General features: G+C 60.7%; 10 protein-coding genes. 2 read left to right on the top strand and 8 right to left on the bottom strand.

Annotated elements, in window-relative coordinates; all coding sequences use genetic code 11:
- The 5 genes from ACY69P_RS04540 to ACY69P_RS04520 form a co-directional block, all read right to left on the bottom strand.
- On the bottom strand, nucleotides 1–1,010 hold a 1,010-nt coding region (locus ACY69P_RS04540; protein WP_462326699.1), incomplete at its 3' end, for an HD domain-containing phosphohydrolase.
- A gap of 2 nt (nucleotides 1,011–1,012) precedes the next feature.
- Nucleotides 1,013–3,469 carry a PAS domain S-box protein gene (locus tag ACY69P_RS04535; RefSeq protein WP_462326698.1) on the bottom strand — a complete coding sequence of 819 codons (2,457 nt, stop codon included), beginning with the start codon at nucleotides 3,467–3,469 and terminating at the stop codon, nucleotides 1,013–1,015.
- A gap of 111 nt (nucleotides 3,470–3,580) precedes the next feature.
- Complete coding sequence (locus ACY69P_RS04530) at nucleotides 3,581–5,680, bottom strand: methyl-accepting chemotaxis protein (RefSeq protein ID WP_462326697.1); 2,100 nt, start codon at nucleotides 5,678–5,680, stop codon at nucleotides 3,581–3,583.
- Nucleotides 5,681–6,049: 369 nt separating this feature from the next.
- On the bottom strand, nucleotides 6,050–7,450 hold the full coding sequence (locus tag ACY69P_RS04525; protein ID WP_462326696.1) for a sigma-54-dependent transcriptional regulator: 1,401 nt from the start codon (nucleotides 7,448–7,450) through the stop codon (nucleotides 6,050–6,052).
- Nucleotides 7,451–7,457: 7 nt separating this feature from the next.
- The gene (locus ACY69P_RS04520) at nucleotides 7,458–11,195 is read right to left on the bottom strand and encodes a GAF domain-containing protein (protein ID WP_462326695.1); all 3,738 of its coding nucleotides are present in this window, start codon (nucleotides 11,193–11,195) and stop codon (nucleotides 7,458–7,460) included.
- A 489-nt stretch (nucleotides 11,196–11,684) separates the two neighbouring features.
- Between ACY69P_RS04520 and ACY69P_RS04515 the strand changes: the two genes are divergently transcribed.
- Nucleotides 11,685–12,422, top strand: coding sequence for a sulfotransferase family 2 domain-containing protein (locus ACY69P_RS04515; RefSeq protein WP_404844923.1), 738 nt, complete (start codon nucleotides 11,685–11,687; stop codon nucleotides 12,420–12,422).
- 99 nt (nucleotides 12,423–12,521) lie between these two features.
- On the opposite strand, the gene ACY69P_RS04510 is transcribed toward ACY69P_RS04515, so the two are convergent.
- Nucleotides 12,522–13,910, bottom strand: coding sequence for an aminopeptidase P family protein (locus ACY69P_RS04510; protein WP_462326694.1), 1,389 nt, complete (start codon nucleotides 13,908–13,910; stop codon nucleotides 12,522–12,524).
- A 332-nt stretch (nucleotides 13,911–14,242) separates the two neighbouring features.
- Nucleotides 14,243–14,860: a LysE/ArgO family amino acid transporter gene (locus ACY69P_RS04505; RefSeq protein WP_459899860.1), complete on the bottom strand. Its 618-nt coding sequence runs from the start codon at nucleotides 14,858–14,860 to the stop codon at nucleotides 14,243–14,245.
- A 125-nt stretch (nucleotides 14,861–14,985) separates the two neighbouring features.
- On the opposite strand from ACY69P_RS04505, the gene ACY69P_RS04500 reads away from it, so the two are divergent.
- Nucleotides 14,986–15,876 (top strand): LysR family transcriptional regulator ArgP, encoded by an 891-nt coding sequence (locus tag ACY69P_RS04500; protein WP_462326693.1) that lies wholly within the window; start codon nucleotides 14,986–14,988, stop codon nucleotides 15,874–15,876.
- A gap of 305 nt (nucleotides 15,877–16,181) precedes the next feature.
- Here ACY69P_RS04500 and ACY69P_RS04495 read toward each other — a convergent pair whose 3' ends face one another.
- Nucleotides 16,182–17,114: a GSU2086 family protein gene (locus ACY69P_RS04495; RefSeq protein WP_462326692.1), complete on the bottom strand. Its 933-nt coding sequence runs from the start codon at nucleotides 17,112–17,114 to the stop codon at nucleotides 16,182–16,184.
- Nucleotides 17,115–17,238 lie beyond the last annotated feature (124 nt).

The raw sequence follows: 17,238 nt of genomic DNA, 5'->3' as shown, positions 1-17,238 counted from the left end.
AAGGCGTCCAGCACCCGCGGTGAAAAGTGCACTCCCCTGCCCTCGCGCAGAATGCTCAAGGCTTTGTCCTCGGGGAAGGCGTCCTTGTAGGGGCGCTTGCTGGTCAGCGCATCAAACACATCCGCCACCGCGCAAATAAGCCCGCACAGAGGGATATCCTCCCCGGCCAACCCCGCCGGATAGCCGGTGCCGTTCCACTTTTCATGGTGGGTCAGGGCAATGCTGGTGCCGATGAGCATATACTCCGAACTGCCCGCACCAAGAATCTTGCCGCCGATGGTGGTGTGCGTCTTCATCGTTTCCCACTCCTGCGCCGTCAGCGGTCCGGGCTTGAGCAAAATGTCGTCCGGAATGCCGATTTTGCCCACGTCGTGCATGGGGCTGGCCCTGAGGATAAGGTCCACATAATGGTCATCCTGCCCCAAGCTCTTGGCGATAAGCGCGGAATAACGGCTCATGCGCTTGATGTGGGTGCTGGTGTCCTCGTCCTTGTATTCCGCGGCGGCGGCAAGATGCAGAATGCTCTCAATATGCGACGTATGCAGTTGATTCAGCGTGCGTTGCAGGTCGGCGGTGCGTTCCTCCACCATGCCCGCAAGGTCCTGCTGAAAGAGCTTAATCTCGTCCTGCTGGCGCTTCTGCCGCAGCATGGAGGCCGTGCGGACCTCCAGTTCAAAGGCATCCACGGGCTTGGTGATGAAGTCATTGGCGCCAGACTGCACAGCGCGAAGCCGGTCCGGCTTGTCGGACAGCGTAGTCACAATGATGACGGGGATGTCCTCAGTCTCCGGATTGCCGCGCAACTGCTCCACAAACTGAAATCCGTTCATCTCCGGCATCATGACGTCGGACAGCACAAGGTCAAAGGAGCGGTCCACAATCTGGAGCGCCTCAATAGGCGAGCTTGTGCCGACCACCTCGTGGCCCTGCTTCCGCAGCAGCTCCCGAAGCAGCAAAACGTTGTGCGGTTCGTCATCCAGCACAAGGATGGTATGGCTGTGTGTGGTCATGGTCAGCCCTCAATGAAGCCAGCGCAGGATGCGGGCATCGTTATCGTAAGCCATGTTTCATCGGTTGTGTCGGACGTTTCCATAGCGATGTCATACTGCATGGCGTCGGCCATGAGCCTGGCGGAATAGGTCCCAAGCCCTGTGCCGCCTGTTTTGCCGTATGTTTTGAACTTTTCGAAGAAATGCGTGCGCACTTCCTGCGCCACGGCGCCGCTATTGCGGACAACAGCGGTAAGTATCTCCTGCCCCTGCGTAATGCTGATTGAGATGGCCCCCTGCCGGGGTGAGGCCTCTATGGCGTTGTCCAGCAGGTTGGAGAACATTGTGTAGACGAGGCGCTCTTCACCACAGGCATACAGGCGCATGGCGGGCGTGACGGGCGCGCCGTCCAACTGCACGTTGACCTCCAACTGCTTCACCACCAGCTTGTGGTGCGACTGGCCGAGCAGCTTGCGGATAACGGCGAGGATATCCACGTCGCCGGGAATGTACTCGTACTCGCCCATTTCCATCTTGAGCAGGTCCACGGAAATATCCAGCATATGCAGCATACGTTTGCCGGAGTCCTCAATGGCGCGGACGATTTCAAGTTGCTCCTCGGTGAGGTTCTCGTCCATCGTCAGCACCTGCGGCAGGCCGATGAGGGTATTGAGCGGGGTTTTGAGGTCGTGACGCATAATGCGCTCCACGTCCTGCTTCAGCCGCTCAAAGTCCTTCTTGTCGGAGATGTCCTCCTTGACCGCCACATAGTGGGTGACGCTCCCTGCGTCGTCCACCACAGGTGAAATGGACGCCTGCTCCCAAAAGAGGGTGCCGTCCTTGCGCTTGTTGCAAATCTCACCGCGCCACGTTTGCCCGGCGGATATCGTCGTCCACAGCTCGGCGTAGAAGGCGTCGTCGTGCACGCTGGAGCGCAGGATGCCCGTGGTCTGCCCGAGGGCTTCCTCGCGGGAATAGCCCGTTGCCGTGGTGAAAGCGGGATTCACATACTCAATAATGCCCCGCGTATCGGTAATGACCACGGTGGTGGGGCTGTTTTCAACGGAGCGCCAGAGCTTGCGCAGCTGGGTTTCATCGCGCTTGCGGCGGGAGACATCATATAAAATACCATGAAAATGCGTTATCTCGCCCTGCTCATCGCGGATTATCCACGTCATATCCTCCATCCAGCGCATATCTCCGTCGCGTGAGACGAGACGGTATTCCTGCTTAAATTCGGAGCGCTTCGCCTCGCTATGCTGGCGGATTTCCGCGGCCACGCGGTCCACATCCTCGGGATGCAGAATGTCGGCGTAGGCAATGTGTCCGCCCAGAAAGTCCTCCGGAGCATAGCCAAGGTCTGTGATGTTGTCCGACACAAACTCAACAGGCCAGCCCGGCTCGTTTTTCCACACAAAGGCGTACAGGGGGCTATTGTTCAGGATAAACGCCAACTGCTCGTGCTTGTGCAGTGCCGAAAGGAGACGCTGTTCGTGATGCTTGCGCTCGGTGATGTCCGTCACGCCCTCCAGCACACGGGTCACCTGCTGCCCTTTGTCAAAAACCGGGGCGGAATACACGGAAAACCACTGCTCCGTTTCCGGAGAATAGCGCTCAAATGTCGTTGGTTCACCGGTGCGGAATACCTCGCGGACGCCGCAGGTCGCACACGGTTTTTCCATGCCGTAATAAAAGCGATAGCACAGCTCGCCTTCCGGCTGACGACTCGGAAACATGGCGCGGACATGATCGTTGACCCATTCAATGCGCATATCCGGCCCGATAAGCGTCAGTCCCGTGTCCAATGAGGCAAGGATGGCGCTGTAGCGCTGGCGCTCCTGCTCCAGCGAGCGCGCATAGGACTCGGGCAGCTCATGCCCCTCGGGCGCCCAAGGCCCCATAGAGACACGGTGGGCAGGGGACGGCTGAGGCAAAGCTGGGTCCGCCGCGCGGGGCTGGTCCTCCAATTCCTGCACGCGGCGGCGGAGGGACTCGCACTCACCGCGCAGGCAAAGCAGTTCCATCTGCTCCGCCCGCCGCTTGAGAGCGGCGTCTATGCGGAGCGACATTTCGGTTTTGTTCACCGGTTTTTGCAGCACGGCTTCCGCACCAAGGGCAAGTGCCTGACGCAGGGTTTCGTCATCCACAACAGCCGTCGTGATAAAAAGGCCCGGGGAATGGATAACGTCGCATTCCTCCTCATTCTCCCCGGTTTGCTCCCCGTTATGGTCCCCGTTGTGCGCCCCCTTATGACGGAGATGCTCCACAATGTGCTCCCGCTTCGCGCTGGCGATAGCGGCATCCATCACAATAATGTCCACATCCTCAGGTATGCTTTCGGGAATGTCATGGTCTTCGGGGACGGCATGCACCGTGCCCCCAAGGGACGTGAGTACCGCGACCAAAAGGTGGCGGCTCATCTCGTCATCATCAATAACGAGGAACCGGCTCATGGATATATGGGGGGTACAATCTGCCATATGCATCATCCTGCAAGATCTTCGTGGGCCGCTTGCCCGGCGGAGGGCGGCGCCCATGCACCACCCTCCGCGCGGGTGCGGGAAGGGGAAGGGATGCCGCCAAGAGCGCGGCTAATTCTTACCGTTTGTGCGCAGTTCGGCGATGAGGTCATTCAGCTCGCCGGACATGTTCGCCAGACTCTCCAAGGCGCGTGAGGACTGCGACATGCCGTCTGCGGTCTGATTCACAATGGTTGAGACTTCCTCAATGGCCTGATTGATCTGCTCGCTGGCCGAGGACTGCTCCTCGCTGGCCGTGGCGATGCCGTCCACCTGTCTGGAGGAATCCACCACCAGTTCCACAATGCGCGTCAGGGCGTCTCCGGACTCGCCGGCCAACTTTGTTGCCCGGTCCACACTGGTCACAGCCCGGTCCATGCTGGCCGCATTCAGGCGCGCTGAGTCCTGAATGGCGCTGATACTGACGCCAACCTCGTGGGTTGCGCTCATGGTCTTTTCGGCCAGCTTGCGCACCTCGTCTGCCACCACGGCAAACCCGCGCCCGGCATCGCCTGCGCGGGCGGCCTCAATGGCTGCGTTCAGGGCCAACAGGTTGGTCTGGTCCGCAATGTCGGTAATCACGTTCATCACCTGACCGATAGCTTCGGCCTGCTGGCCAAGGGAGCGCATGCTCTCCTGCAGCTGCGAGGCGGATTCGTGCACTTCCTTAATGGCAGACACCGCATCGCCAACAACGTTTGCGCCGCCCTCGGCGTGCTCGCGGGCCTTGCCTGTGCTCTCCGCCGTGTAGCTGGCGTTCTGCGCCACTTCCAAAACCGTGGAATTCATCTGCTCCATGGCCGTTGCGGTCTCAGTCATTCTGTCGCGCTGGGTCATCGCGCCCTCGGTCACCTGCCGCACCTGCACGGCAAGCTCCTCGGCCTGTTCGGACATACGGGAGGAAATGGTCTGCGCACGGCCTGCAATGTTTTCCATACGCCTATAGGCCTCCACAATATCCGTCTGGTCCACCACAACCTCAAAGGCGCCGACCACGTTGCCGTCGTCATCCAAGATGGGTGATGCGCTGTACTGAATCTCAAGGTCATTGCCGCCAGGGTGCGCGTCAGTTTCCGATGTTGCGGACTCCAACGAATCCATGGCGCGGGTGCAGGAGCACTTGGCTGTTTTGCAGTCGGACGTTTTGAAGAAGTCGTAACACTTCCGCCCTTCCACATCGCCGCGCTCCGCATTGCCAAGGCCGATACCAACTTCGTTCATGAAGAGAACGTTGTAGTTTTTGTCGATGGCCATAACCGGAAGCGGCAGATCATCAATAAGCCCCACAAGGCGATCCGCAAGCCTGTTCACTCCGTCCACAAGCTGCTTAAATCCGCCGGAATAGCCACTGGCATCTGTGCGCGTATGCAGCTTCCCGTGCGAGACCTCTTGCATCATCACGTCCATTTTTTCGGTCACGCCACCTACAATGCCTGCAATGTCACGAATAGCGGCGGCAATGCGGCCGGTCTCGTCCTTTTGGTCCACATCAAGGTGCGCCTGAAAATCGCCCTTGGCCACGGCCTCGGCAAACGCAAGGGACTTGCGCAGGGGCCGCGTGATGGCGAGGGAAATCATCACGGCAAACAGAACGCCGATAACCAGTGCCGCGATGCCTGTGCTTGTCGCAAGGGTGACGGTGCGGCTATTCTGCGTCTGCAGAACAGGCCCCAGGGCATCCTGATTCTTCACATAGCTGGTCTGAATTTGCTCAATGCGGTCAAGGAGCTGAGGGCCAAGAGCATCCAAACTGCCGTGAAGAATCTCTTCTCGCTCGCCTTGGGTCGCGGCATTGGTCATGCGCTCCACAGATGCGGTGTACTGCTTGGCCAACGCCTCGAATTCCTTCAGCAGGCGAACGCGCTCCGGGCTCGCGATGCGTTCACGGGCCTCTTCAAGATGCTCGTTCATATCCGCCCAGTTTTCTCTGAACGCCGGCAAAACCTCATCCTCGCCACGGCCATAGTCCTTCATAGCAAGGCGCGCGTTGACCAAGTGGTCGCGCACCTCGCTGGAGAGGTTGGAATTCCGCGCCCAGTTTCTGTAGGTTTCAAAGCCCTTGGCCCCGTGTTCAAGCCCTTGCAATGCCACAACGCCCATGACGACCATCAGGGCAAGAACGACGGCAAAACCACCTGTTACCTTTTTGGAAATCGACAAATCCTTGAGCATAATCCCCTCCCAAGGGTAATGGCCGGCGGTGCATTCTTCTACAATCTGCAGTTTTCCTTGAAGCTCATCCGCGCCACAATGGTGCGGGCCCCTCTTGTATGCACTGCGGGCCAATCATCTTTACAGGAGCAACAACGATGCCATTTTTCATAGCCACGGTACATTTCAACACCTGCTGAAAAGCCAACCTCTTGCGTGTGTGACGCGCCTTCCACAATGTTTCATTCCCGTGACGAAAGTGCGATAAAAACGGAAACGGACGAGAAAATCGCACACACTCCGAAAAAACCGGAAGACTGCACTTTCCAATCGGAAAGACGTATCGCCATGACGCACCACTCCCACGGCGGAGGGCAGCACTACGCCGGGCTAAGGGCGCAGCCGCAAGCCGTGCGCGCGGAGCAGTTCATAAAGCCGGGTCTTGGATAGCCCGGAAAGGGCAAGCGCCCGTTCAAGCGAACCTTGCGCCTCGTCCACAAGCATGCGCAGGTAGTCCTTCTCTCCCCGGGTAACTATCTCGCGCCGAAATTCCGCAAACAGGGGCAATGCGCCGCGTTCGGCAACGTGTTGCCCGCCATTTTCCTGCTCCGCGCCATGCATCCTGCCCGCCACGGCCGCGCGGAGGGGCCTCGGCAGGTGCTGCGGGCGACGCTGGGGCGCATCATACGCGGCGGAGACCGCCCGCTCCACAGTTTGGACCAATTCGCGCACATTTCCGGGCCAATGGTACGCCGAAAGGCACGCAATGAAGGCGCGCGACAGCCCCTTTACATCCACCCCGGCGCGGCGGCAAAACTCGGCGCACCAGTGCACGGCAAGGTCTTCAATATCGCCTTCGCGCTCCGTAAGAGGCGGCAAGGCCAGAACAAATCCCTGTATGCGAAACAGCACATCGGCCCGAAAACGCCCCGCGCTCACAAGCGCGTCCATGTCCTGATTGGTGGCGGCAATAAGACGAAAATCACTCCGCCGCTCCAAATCTGACCCCACGGGCAAAAAGCGGCGCTCCTGCAACACGCGCAGGAACAGACGCTGTACATCAATGGGCAAATCGCCCACCTCGTCTAAAAACAGCGTTCCGCCGTCCGCCTGCGCCACCAACCCTTCCCGTGGCTCCTGCGCTCCGGTAAATGCGCCCCGCGCGTGGCCAAACAGCGTACTCTCCACCAAGGTTGGCGGCAGCGCGGCGCAGTCCACAGTAACAAACGGCCCATTTGCCCGCGCGCTATTGTCGTGGATGGCGCGGGCAAACAGCTCCTTTCCCGTCCCGGTTGCGCCAAGCAGCAGCACGGCGGCGTCGCCGCTGGCGGCCTCTGCCGCGCGCTCTATGCAGGCAAGCAGTCGCGGGCTGGAGCCAATAATGGCATCGCGCCCAAAGGCCGCACTGCTGCGCCGCGCCGTTTTGGATGCCTTGTAGGTTAACGCACGCAGCACCGTCAGGCGCAATTCAGCAAGGTCCACGGGCTTGCGGAGATAGTCCCACGCGCCGCTGGTCATGGCCTGCTCCGCCGCGCGGCCGCCCTCCGCAGACGTGATGATGACCACCTCGGGTGCGGCAGGCAACTCAACCCAACGGGGCAGCGCCTCCAGCCCATTGCCATCGGGAAGCGACACATCAAGCAGCACCACATCATACACGCCGCGCAGCACCTCGCGCTCCCCATGGGCCAGCGTCTGCACCCAAAATGGCGTACAGCCCATCTGCTCCACAGTGCGTGACAGCTGATGCCCTATGAGTTCGTCGTCATCGACGATGAGAACGTACCCCATCCTGCCCTCACATTTCCTCCCGCAGGCTCAGCTGGACATGGCTAAAGCACTCGGTAAGCTGCGGCAAAACGGTTTCCAACTCTCCCCATTGTTCGTCCCGGATAAGCCCCGACGCCCTCTCCGCCAACTCCGCAAGACGCCCCGCACCAATGGTCGCGGCGTTGCCCTTAAGGGAATGCGCCGCCCGCAGGGCGTCCTCAACATCGCGCGCGCGGCAGGCGGCATGCAGCGCCGCAAGGCGCGGGGGCATATTCCGCAGGAAGATTTCAATCAACTCCCCAAGGAGCACCTCGTTGCCATCAAGGTGCGAGAGCACAGCCTCGCGGTCGATAACCGCACCCTTCTTGGCCGCGTCCTCATGTGGCGCAGCAAGGCGCAGCGCCGCGTCAAACTCCCGAAAGTTCATGGGCTTGGTCAAAAAGTGGTCCATCCCGGCCTCGCGGGCCTTTTCTTCGTAGCCGGAAACGGCGTGGGCCGTCAGCGCGACAACAGGCACGGTGCGCGCGGCCTCGCCCGCCTCCCCTGCGCGAAGGCGGCGGGTGGCCTCCAGCCCATCCATCACGGGCATCTCAAGGTCCATCAGCACCACATCGTAGGCGCGCTCCGTGAGCAGCGTCAGCGCCTGTGCTCCGTCGCAGGCAACATCCCACGTATGCCCGAGGCGCTGGAGAAACAGCCCCGCCACCTGCACATTTTCCTCGTTATCCTCGGCAAGGAGGATATGCAGTCCGGTCACCGGCGGCTCATCCTGTGACGCAGGCTTTGCCGCCTGCCGCGCCTGGACCGCCCCCTCATCGCCCTTGGGCAAAAGCAGGGAGCAAGTGAACGCGGTACCGTCGCCCAGCGTGCTGTCCACGTCGATAGTGCCGCGCATCATGGTCACCAGCTCCTTGACGATGGCAAGACCCAGCCCCGCCCCCTCGCGCGCCGCCGAGGTATCGCTGCGGACCTGCACAAAGGCATCAAAGAGGGTTTCCAGATGGTGCTTTGGAATGCCGATGCCCGTGTCGCGAACCTCCAGCACCACGTGCACATCCTCGCCGCTTGCGGACTCGGACGAGGCCAGCACCACCGTGACGCCACCGTGCGTGGTGAACTTGAGGGCATTGCCCAACAGGTTGGACAGAATCTGCCGAAAGCGTACCGCGTCGCCACGGACCACAGGGGCGGCGGAGCACTCCGCCTTCACGGCCAGCCTGAGGCCCCTGTTGTCAAAGAGCGTGCGGTACGCGTCCGTGACCTCGCGCAATTCGTCCTCAAGGGAAAAATCCGCATCCGCAAGGACCAGCCGCCGCGCCTCAATGCGCGATATGTCGAGGATGTCGTCAATGATGCCCCGTAGCGACCCGGCGGAGCGCTTGAGGATGTCCATCATCCGCCGCTGCTCCGCATTCAGCGGCGTATGCAGCACGTTTTCCGCCATGCCGAGGATGGCATTCATGGGAGTGCGTATCTCGTGGCTCATCTTGGCGAGAAATTCGCTCTTGGCGGCGTTGGCCTCTTCGGCCTCGCGCTTGGCCTGCTGGAGGGCCATCTCGCTCTTTTTGCGGTGGATAATGCGAAAGAGCGAATCCGCAAACAAGAACAGTTGGTTCACGTCCGAGGGCGTATAGTGCACGTCCTTGTTGCCGACACCAGCCACCGCCACCACACGCCCGCCAACAATAACGGGCACACTCATATGCCGGGTAACGGGGATATGCCCTTCAGGATAGCCATTCCGGTGCAGCGCGGCGGGATAATCATTGTGCACCACGGGCTTTCGCTTACGCACGCAGTCCGCCCATATTCCGGCGTGGTCGAGGGAATAGTGCTCGTTCATATCCATGGAGCACTGCTCGCGGGTCTTTTGGGACCATGAGTGCAGGTTGATTATGCCGCTCTCCTCATCCACAAAGTGCAGATAGCCTATGCGGCTGCGCGTCATGCTCACGGCCTGCTCCAGCGCGTAGTCCGCAATATCCTGCGCCGAGGCCGTCTCCATGCGCGCCAGCTCCACCAGCGCCTCCAGCCGCTGCTGGTTAAAGCGATTTTCAACACGCGCCTTTTCCAGCAAATCCAAACTCGCCAAAAGCTCGCGGTTCACGGCCCCCAGAGTCTGCGTCCGTTCGGCAACCTTGGCGTCCAACTTGTCCGCCAGCTTCACCTGTTCCTCAAACATAAACGCACGCTTGAGGCCAAGGGTCACCACAAGGGCAAGGGACTCAAGAGTGTCGCGCTTTGCCGCAAAATCGCGGGGAACGCCGCTTCCAACACCCAATACGCCAATGACCTCGCCCTGCTCCATAAGAGGCAGCGACGCCTGCGAGACAATCCCCTCGCGCGCGCAGAGCATTCCCGTACAATCCTGTGTTGACGGCACATCATTGATAAACGCGGGCGTGCCCCGCGCCGCCTCGGCAAGGCACGGACACAAACCATCCTGCTGCAAAATCTCGGACGCGGCGTCGGGGGAGAGGCTGAAGCCATGCATTCCACGCGGGACAAACGCGCCATTTTCCTTGAGGAGAATCATCACAAACGGCACGGAAAACGAATCGCTCACGCAACGCAGGATGGCACTCACCATCTCATCCAACCCCGGCGCGGCATTCACCTCGCGCATGAGTTCGGCAAGGGCGACCATGTCCGTTATGTCCCACGCCACGCCGCCCACCAGTGGCGGGCGGCCGTCCCGCTCGATGAGAAACTTGACCACCTGATGGACGAAGGACACCCCCTCCCGCGTGGTCAAGCGCTTTTGCCCGCGGATGCTCTCGCCAGCAAGGACGCGGCGGGACTGCGCCTCCAGTTCACGGCCTACGTCCTCGGGATAGTACTGCGACGGGGTCAGCCCCGTGGGGTCGTCTATCCCCGTTGCTTCGCGGAAAAAGGCGTTGGCGTACGTCAGGCGTATGTCTTCGTCCTGCATGAAGACAAGGGCGGGAAGCTGATCCATAAACAGCGCAAACAGATGCTCGGATTCCTTCAGGGCCAGTTCTGCGGCCTTCCGCTCCGAAATATCGCTATGCGTGCCAACCATGCGCACCACGGCCCCGGTGTCGTCCACCTCCACCACCCTGCCGCGCGCCTGAATCCATTTCCAGTCGCCGGACTTGGTCCGCATGCGAAATTCCACATCATACGCTCTGGACGCCGCAATGTGGGCCTTAACCTCCCGCTGCGCGCGTTCCCTGTCGTCCGGATGCAGCAGGCCGCTCCACGTCTCGTACGTCGGCTCCAATTCGCCAGGTTCATACCCCAGCATAGTGTTGTAGCGCGGGCTAAAAAACGCTCTGCCCGACGGCAGATGCCAGTCCCACACGCCATCCTTCACGGCGTCGACAGCCATGGCAAACAGCCGCGCCTGCTCCGCTTCCGGCGAATCAGAATCCTCGCACACCTGCTCCTCCGGGGCGGGAACGGCTGTCACGATCAAAACCGTCCGGCCATCCGGGCATGTGCTTTGGGCGGCGGTAAAGACAAAGGTCTCGCCGCCAACGGCAAAGCGCCACGATACGCCGGTTTGGTCATCGCCTTCGCTCCACGCCCGCAGCATGTCAGCGGCGCGGTGGGCACCAAGAACCTCGTCGAGCCGACTGCCAACACACTCGCCGCCAAAGGCCGCCTTGGCCGCCGGGTTGGCGTACTCAATGCGCCAGTTTTGGGCATCCACCACACAGACCGGCGCTGGCATCTGCTCCACAACCAGCTGCCACTGCTGCGCGGCGGCGCCACAAGCTCCCTGCTGACCGGACTTTGTCATGCATCCCCCTGCCAAACAGCCAGAACAACAGCATTCACCACAGCGCGCCACCTTGGCGCAAGGCCCGGAAAAATCGGCATCGCTCCGGCCCCATTTTCCGAACACACAACACACCCGCCAAGAATAACATACAAAGGACGGACGAAGTCAACTTGCGCCCGTCACAGCTTTGGCGCGGCGCAGAACGCGCCACAGGCGCGGGGCGAGGCCGCGCACACGCAGGCTATGGATATATGGAAGAAAAGACGCCTCCGGCGCTGAATATGCATTCTCCTTTCGTACAGGAGCCGCGGCGCGACAAGGCTGGACAACATGACGCGCTTTCCTCAAAAAGTCCGCCACGATGCTCCCCTTTCATGGATGCATATGCTATTCTTGGTGAACGTCTGGGAAATCCGTCCCTGTACGGCGCATCCATCAGGCGGCACAGTTCGGCGCGTTTTGGACAATGCTCTGCGGAAATGTCGAAGCCATGCGGGAGGGCTTGGCATGTATCTGAACATCAAGGGTCAATACGAACGGTACTACTTCTGCCACATCAGAAAATGCGGCGGAACGTCGGTGAACAAAATCTTTCTGAATGCCTTCGACAACGAAAGCGGCTTCCTGTTTCAGGAAATCAACAAAGGCAATGTTGTCTATTACAACGGCCTTATCTTCTCAGGCCACACCCTGAACTACCTGAAGGAAGGCAAGTTCCTCTACGCCTTCTCGCACACGCCCCTGCACCAAATCGAACTGCCCGAACGGACCTTCGTCTTCACCTCCTTTCGCGACCCGTGCCAGCGCGTGGTCTCGCACTACAAAAACCTGCTGCGCTGGCGCGAAATTGAAGACGGCAACCCGGACCGGGAAAAGGAACTCACATGGCTTGGGGACACGTTCTCGGACTTTCTGGACAACATCCCCAAGGAGCACTTGCTCCGGCAATTGTACATGTTCTCGCCCTCCTGCAACGTCAAGGAAGCCTTTGAACGCATCCGCTCGCTCAATGCGTACTTCTTCCTGGAGGACATTGAACGCTCGCTGAGCATTCTGTCCACGGTGTTTAACACCAACCTGCGCAACGGCAACTACAACAAAAGTAAAATTGAGGTCAGTATCACCTCCAAGGAATCCGTCCGCCTGCGCGCCATGCTCAAGGATGAATACATCCTTATGAAGCGCCTGCGGCAAGGCTACAACACGCATTGCTTCCCCATGTCCGCCACCGCCGCGGGGCTGTAGCCAGCGCCTGACGCGGCGCCAAGGATTACAACGCAAAACGCCGCCCGGACCACTGGTCCGGGCGGCGTCTGTATATGCCGTTCACGAAAGAGGGCTGCCTTACTGCTGCATGGCGGCTTCGATGTCCTCAATACTTTTGGGGATGCCGGGGCCAAGGATGCGTGCGCCATCGCCAGTGATAAGCACATCATCCTCAAGGCGCATGCCGCCAAAGTCCATGTATGATTCCACGCGTGCGTAGTCGATAAAGGCTTCGTGGCGGCGTTCGGTCTTCCACTTGTCCACAAGCGCAGGGATAAAATACAGCCCCGGCTCAACCGTCACCACATGCCCCGGCTGCAAAGTCCGGGCAAAGCGCAGGGCAGACAGCCCAAACTGCGCGGAGCGCTCCACGCCCTCGCCATAGCCCACAAGGTCCTCGCCGAAGCCTTCCATGTCGTGCACGTCCAGCCCCATCATATGCCCCAAGCCATGGGGGAAGAAGACAGCATGCGCTCCGGCGGCAACGGCGTCCTCGGGGTTGCCCCGCATGATGCCAAGCGCCGTCAGCCCTTTGGCAATGTGCCGGGCCGTCTTCAGATGAATATCCCGGAAGCTGACGCCCGGCGCACAGGCCTCGCACGCGGCGACCTGCGCATCGTGCAGGATGGAGTACAGCTCGCGCTGGCGCGTGTCGAAGCGCCCATTCACGGGGAAACAACGCGTAATGTCCGAGGCGTAATGCTCCAAAGACTCCGCGCCGGAGTCGATAAGCAGCATGCGCCCTGCTTCAAGCACGCCATCATGGGCGTGCTGGTGCAGGGTCTCGCCATGGGTTGTGAGGATGGTCGGGAAGGAGTGCAGGCCCCCGGCGCGGGCCACAACGCCCGTCAAAGCTCCGGCAATGTCCCGCTCTGCAACGCCCGGACGCGCCATGCGCATGGCAACGTCATACATCTGGCGCGAGACAAGCTGGGCCTTTTCCAACTCGCCAATCTCCTCTGGCGCTTTGCAGCTGCGCTGGTCAATGACGGCAAGGGCCAACGCGCGCGAGGGAGCGGCGTTGACGGCGTCCTGCGAAATGCCAAGCATGGCGGCCATACGCTCGCGGTTTTCGGCGCGGTACTGCGGCAGCGTGTGCACCTGCCGCCCACCCTTTGTTGCCGCACGCAGCACGTCCATCAGCGCGCGGAGGGAGCCACTGCCCTGCGCGCCCACGCGCTCCGCCCGCTGCGCGACGCTGGGCAGCGGGCCAGTCCAAATAATATCGTCCATGGTGGCGTCCTCGCCCCACAGCACGGCTTCGCCGGTGTCGAGGTCAAGGGTGCCCCACAGGCCGGGGAGGTCGTGCCCGAAGTAATAGAGGAAGGTGCTGTCCTGACGGAAGGGATAACAGTTGTCGGTATAATTCATGGGCGCTTCAACATTGCCGGGAAAAACGGCAATGCCGGACAGGCCGCTTTGCGCCAGCCGCGCGCGGCGCGCGGCGTAGATGGTGCTGTCGAACATGACGGATTCCTTCTGCGGATTGAGTGGAGCAAAAAAGCGAGTGTCGCTGAATGCGCCACGATGTCAAGCTGGCGCGCGGCAATTCTCCAAGCACAAAGGCACGATACGGACAACGTGCCCCGCGGAAGGAAGCAGACTCAAGCTGGGATCCGAATAACAACACCAGTTGCAGGACGTGCAAAGGACGGGATTTCAAGCGTCAGGAAAGCTCGCTTTGTGCCCAGCGCCCCGCCGTCTGTCCACCTCTCCCCCTCGCCTTCAAAAGGAAAGGGCCGTGGTGTCCGCCACGGCCCTTTCCGGTTCCATAATCAACTGTATCATTTCCACATCGCTCAGAGGACGATTTGCCCCCGAACAAGCGACGCGGCGATTGCCCACATAATGGCGCAGGTGCACAGGTCCAGCACCTTCCACGCCTTGGCGCTTTGGAAGTACGGCGCCAAGAGGCGCGCGCCAAAGCACAGGGTAAAGAACCACATCAGCGACGCTGTGATGGCCCCAGCACCAAAAACAAACCGTCCGTGCCCCTCAAACTGGCCGCCAATGGCGCCAAGCAGGACGATGGTATCCAAATAGGTCTGCGGATTGAGAAAGGTCACGCCAAGGGTGGCAAGCAAAACAGCCCGCAGGGACTTTTTCTGCTCCTGCATGACGTCCAGCGCCTTGCCGGAAAAGGCGCTCCGCAGGGAGCCAAGGCCATACCAGAACAAAAAGGCGGCACCGCCCCACCCGGCAATGCGGGCAAGGTCGGGATTATTGGCCACCAGCGTCCCAAGGCCCGAGACCCCAAGCGTAATGAGAATGGCATCGCACATGCTGCACAGCAGGGCTATCTGCAAGGAATAATTGCCGCGAATCCCCTGCGACAGCAAAAAGGCGTTCTGCGCCCCGATGGCAATAATAAGACCCGCTCCGGTCCCCATTCCCTGAAGAAACGGCATGATGAACATTGGTGTACCTTGTCCTCCTACAAATGTTTGACTGGCCTCTATCTCTACGGTACCTGTTTGAATCAGTAAAACTCATTTTTTTCATCACCTATAAGTTTTGCTAATACCACTACGAAAGGACGCCAATGCTGGATTACAAGCACCTTGAGGCACTTGCGACGGTTATACGGGAACAGGGCTTTGACAACGCGGCCCGGGTTCTGCATATCACGCAGTCTGCGGTATCGCAGCGCGTGAAGGTGCTGGAGGAGCGCATGGGACAGGCCCTTGTGGTCCGGGGGACGCCCGTTACGGCCACCGAGGCCGGACACAAACTGCTCCGGCACTTCGAGCAGGTTCGTCTGCTGGAGGAACAAACGCTCATGGAGCTGTCGCCACAGCTTGTGGAGGGTCCGGTGACGCTGTCCATTGGCGTGCACGCCGACAGTCTGGCGACGTGGTTTCTGGAGGCCGTTGCGCCGCTGGCCTTCCGGCACGGCATCCTGTTGGACCTTGTGCTGGATGACCAAGAGACGACGCACCTCTTGCTCAAGCGCGGCGAAGTGGTGGGCTGTGTTGGTTCGCACGCATCTCCTGTGCAGGGCGGGCAGACCTTTCCCCTTGGACGGATGCGCTACATCCTTGTAGCGGCGCCGGATTTCGCGCAGATGTGGTTCCCGGCCGGCGTCAGCGAAAACGCCCTCTCCCGCGCCCCCGCCGTTATCTTCAACCTCAAGGACGAGCTGCATTTCCGTTTTCTGGAGCAACACTACGGCCTCAGGGTGGGTGACATACCCTTTCACATCATGCCCTCGTCCGAGGCCTTCGTAGAGGCAACCCTGCGCGGCATGGCCTACACCCTTGTGCCGGAATTGCAGGTTCTGCGGGAGCTTGAACAAGGCCTGCTCATCAATCTCGCCCCGGACAAATGTCTGGAACTGCACCTCTACTGGCACACATGGGGGCTGGACGTGGACGCCGTAAACATCCTGACCCAGCTTGTGGTCAAGCACGCCCGCACTGTGTTGCCGCAATAAGCGGCGCGGGAGGAGAAGAGGTGGGCAGGCTACGTCGTAACCGGAAGGGCTGGAACGGCAGGAGCAAACAGGCGAACAGGCAGGCGGAGAAGCGGCACACGGTGGCAGGACAAAAAGCCAGACGCGGGAAAGCGAGGCGCACCCGGCAGGACGAATAACGCACGCACCGCTCCCCTTCCGCCAGCCTCACAGTTCGGAGACGTCACACGCAAAAAGACGGCCACAGCGCAGTGCTGTGGCCGTCTTTTTGCGTATCAGCCAGACAGTCCGTCCGGAGAAAACACGGGCAACTCGTGCGGCCCACTCTACGCCGCATCGCCCTCACGGGCTTGCAGCGCCGCCGCCCTAGGATGGTTGACGATGCCGCCATACAGCGCCGGAACGGTCTGTCTGTGGCCGCCACGGATATCTATGCCCGTTCCGCCAAGCTCCTCGGGCCACTGGAGTACGCGTGTGCGCGGGCGGTACATATCGAGAAAGTCAAAGTTCGCCGTGGTGAACCCGGACACGTCGTGCCCAAGGTTGCGGGCAATGGTCAGCGCCTTGAGGAAGACCTCGGGCATAAGCACCGCAGACCCGATATTCAGGAGCGCCCCGCGGCCCATGCTGGCGATGGTCTCTGTTATGATTTCAAAATCCCGAAAAGACGTCGCCCCAAGCGCCGCGCCGTCGCACGCCGGGTGCTGGTGGATAATGTCGCCCCCCACGGCCACATGGATGGTGGCAGGAATGCCCAGCTTGTAGGCAGTATACAGGACACTCTCTTCCTTGTGGGGCAGGTTTTCGGCCTCGATGATGCGGCCGATGCCGTACCCATAGCCCTTCCCGTCTGCCGCGGCCTCACGGATGGCCCGGTTCATGAGCGCGCCGGTCTCCTCCACCATGCCAAAGCTGCCGTCGCGCAGGCCGTTTGGCACATGCTCGGAGGTTTGGCCGATGAGGGCGATTTCAAAGTCGTGGATGGACACCGCGCCGTTGCCCGAAATGTGATCAATAACGCCCCGCTTCATCAGGTCGATAAGCAGTGCGCCGCATCCTTCCTTGATGACCGCGCCGCCCATCATCACCACGACCTTGCCGCCTTCCGCCTTGGCGCGAAGCACATGCTCCACGAGGTCCGGCATGTTGGGCACCGTCTCCGGCGCTGCGGCGTCACCGGCGCGCAGCATCATGCCAAGGTGAAACTTGTTCTCGCGTTCAGCGATGGGAAACGTCTTAATCTTGGAAAAATCGAGCATTACGGCCTTCTTTACATCAGGAGGCTTACGCCTTCCGGTGGAGAGTCTTCGGAAAAGGGCCTCGCGGCGCGCCAATACCGCCGCGCGCATGAAAAAGGCCCCGGTCACAGTGAGCGGAGCCTTG

The sequence above is a fragment of the Desulfobaculum sp. genome, assembly GCF_054921475.1.
The sequence above is the reverse complement of the archived record's forward strand: the minus strand, read 5'-3'. Positions and strand labels throughout refer to the sequence as shown.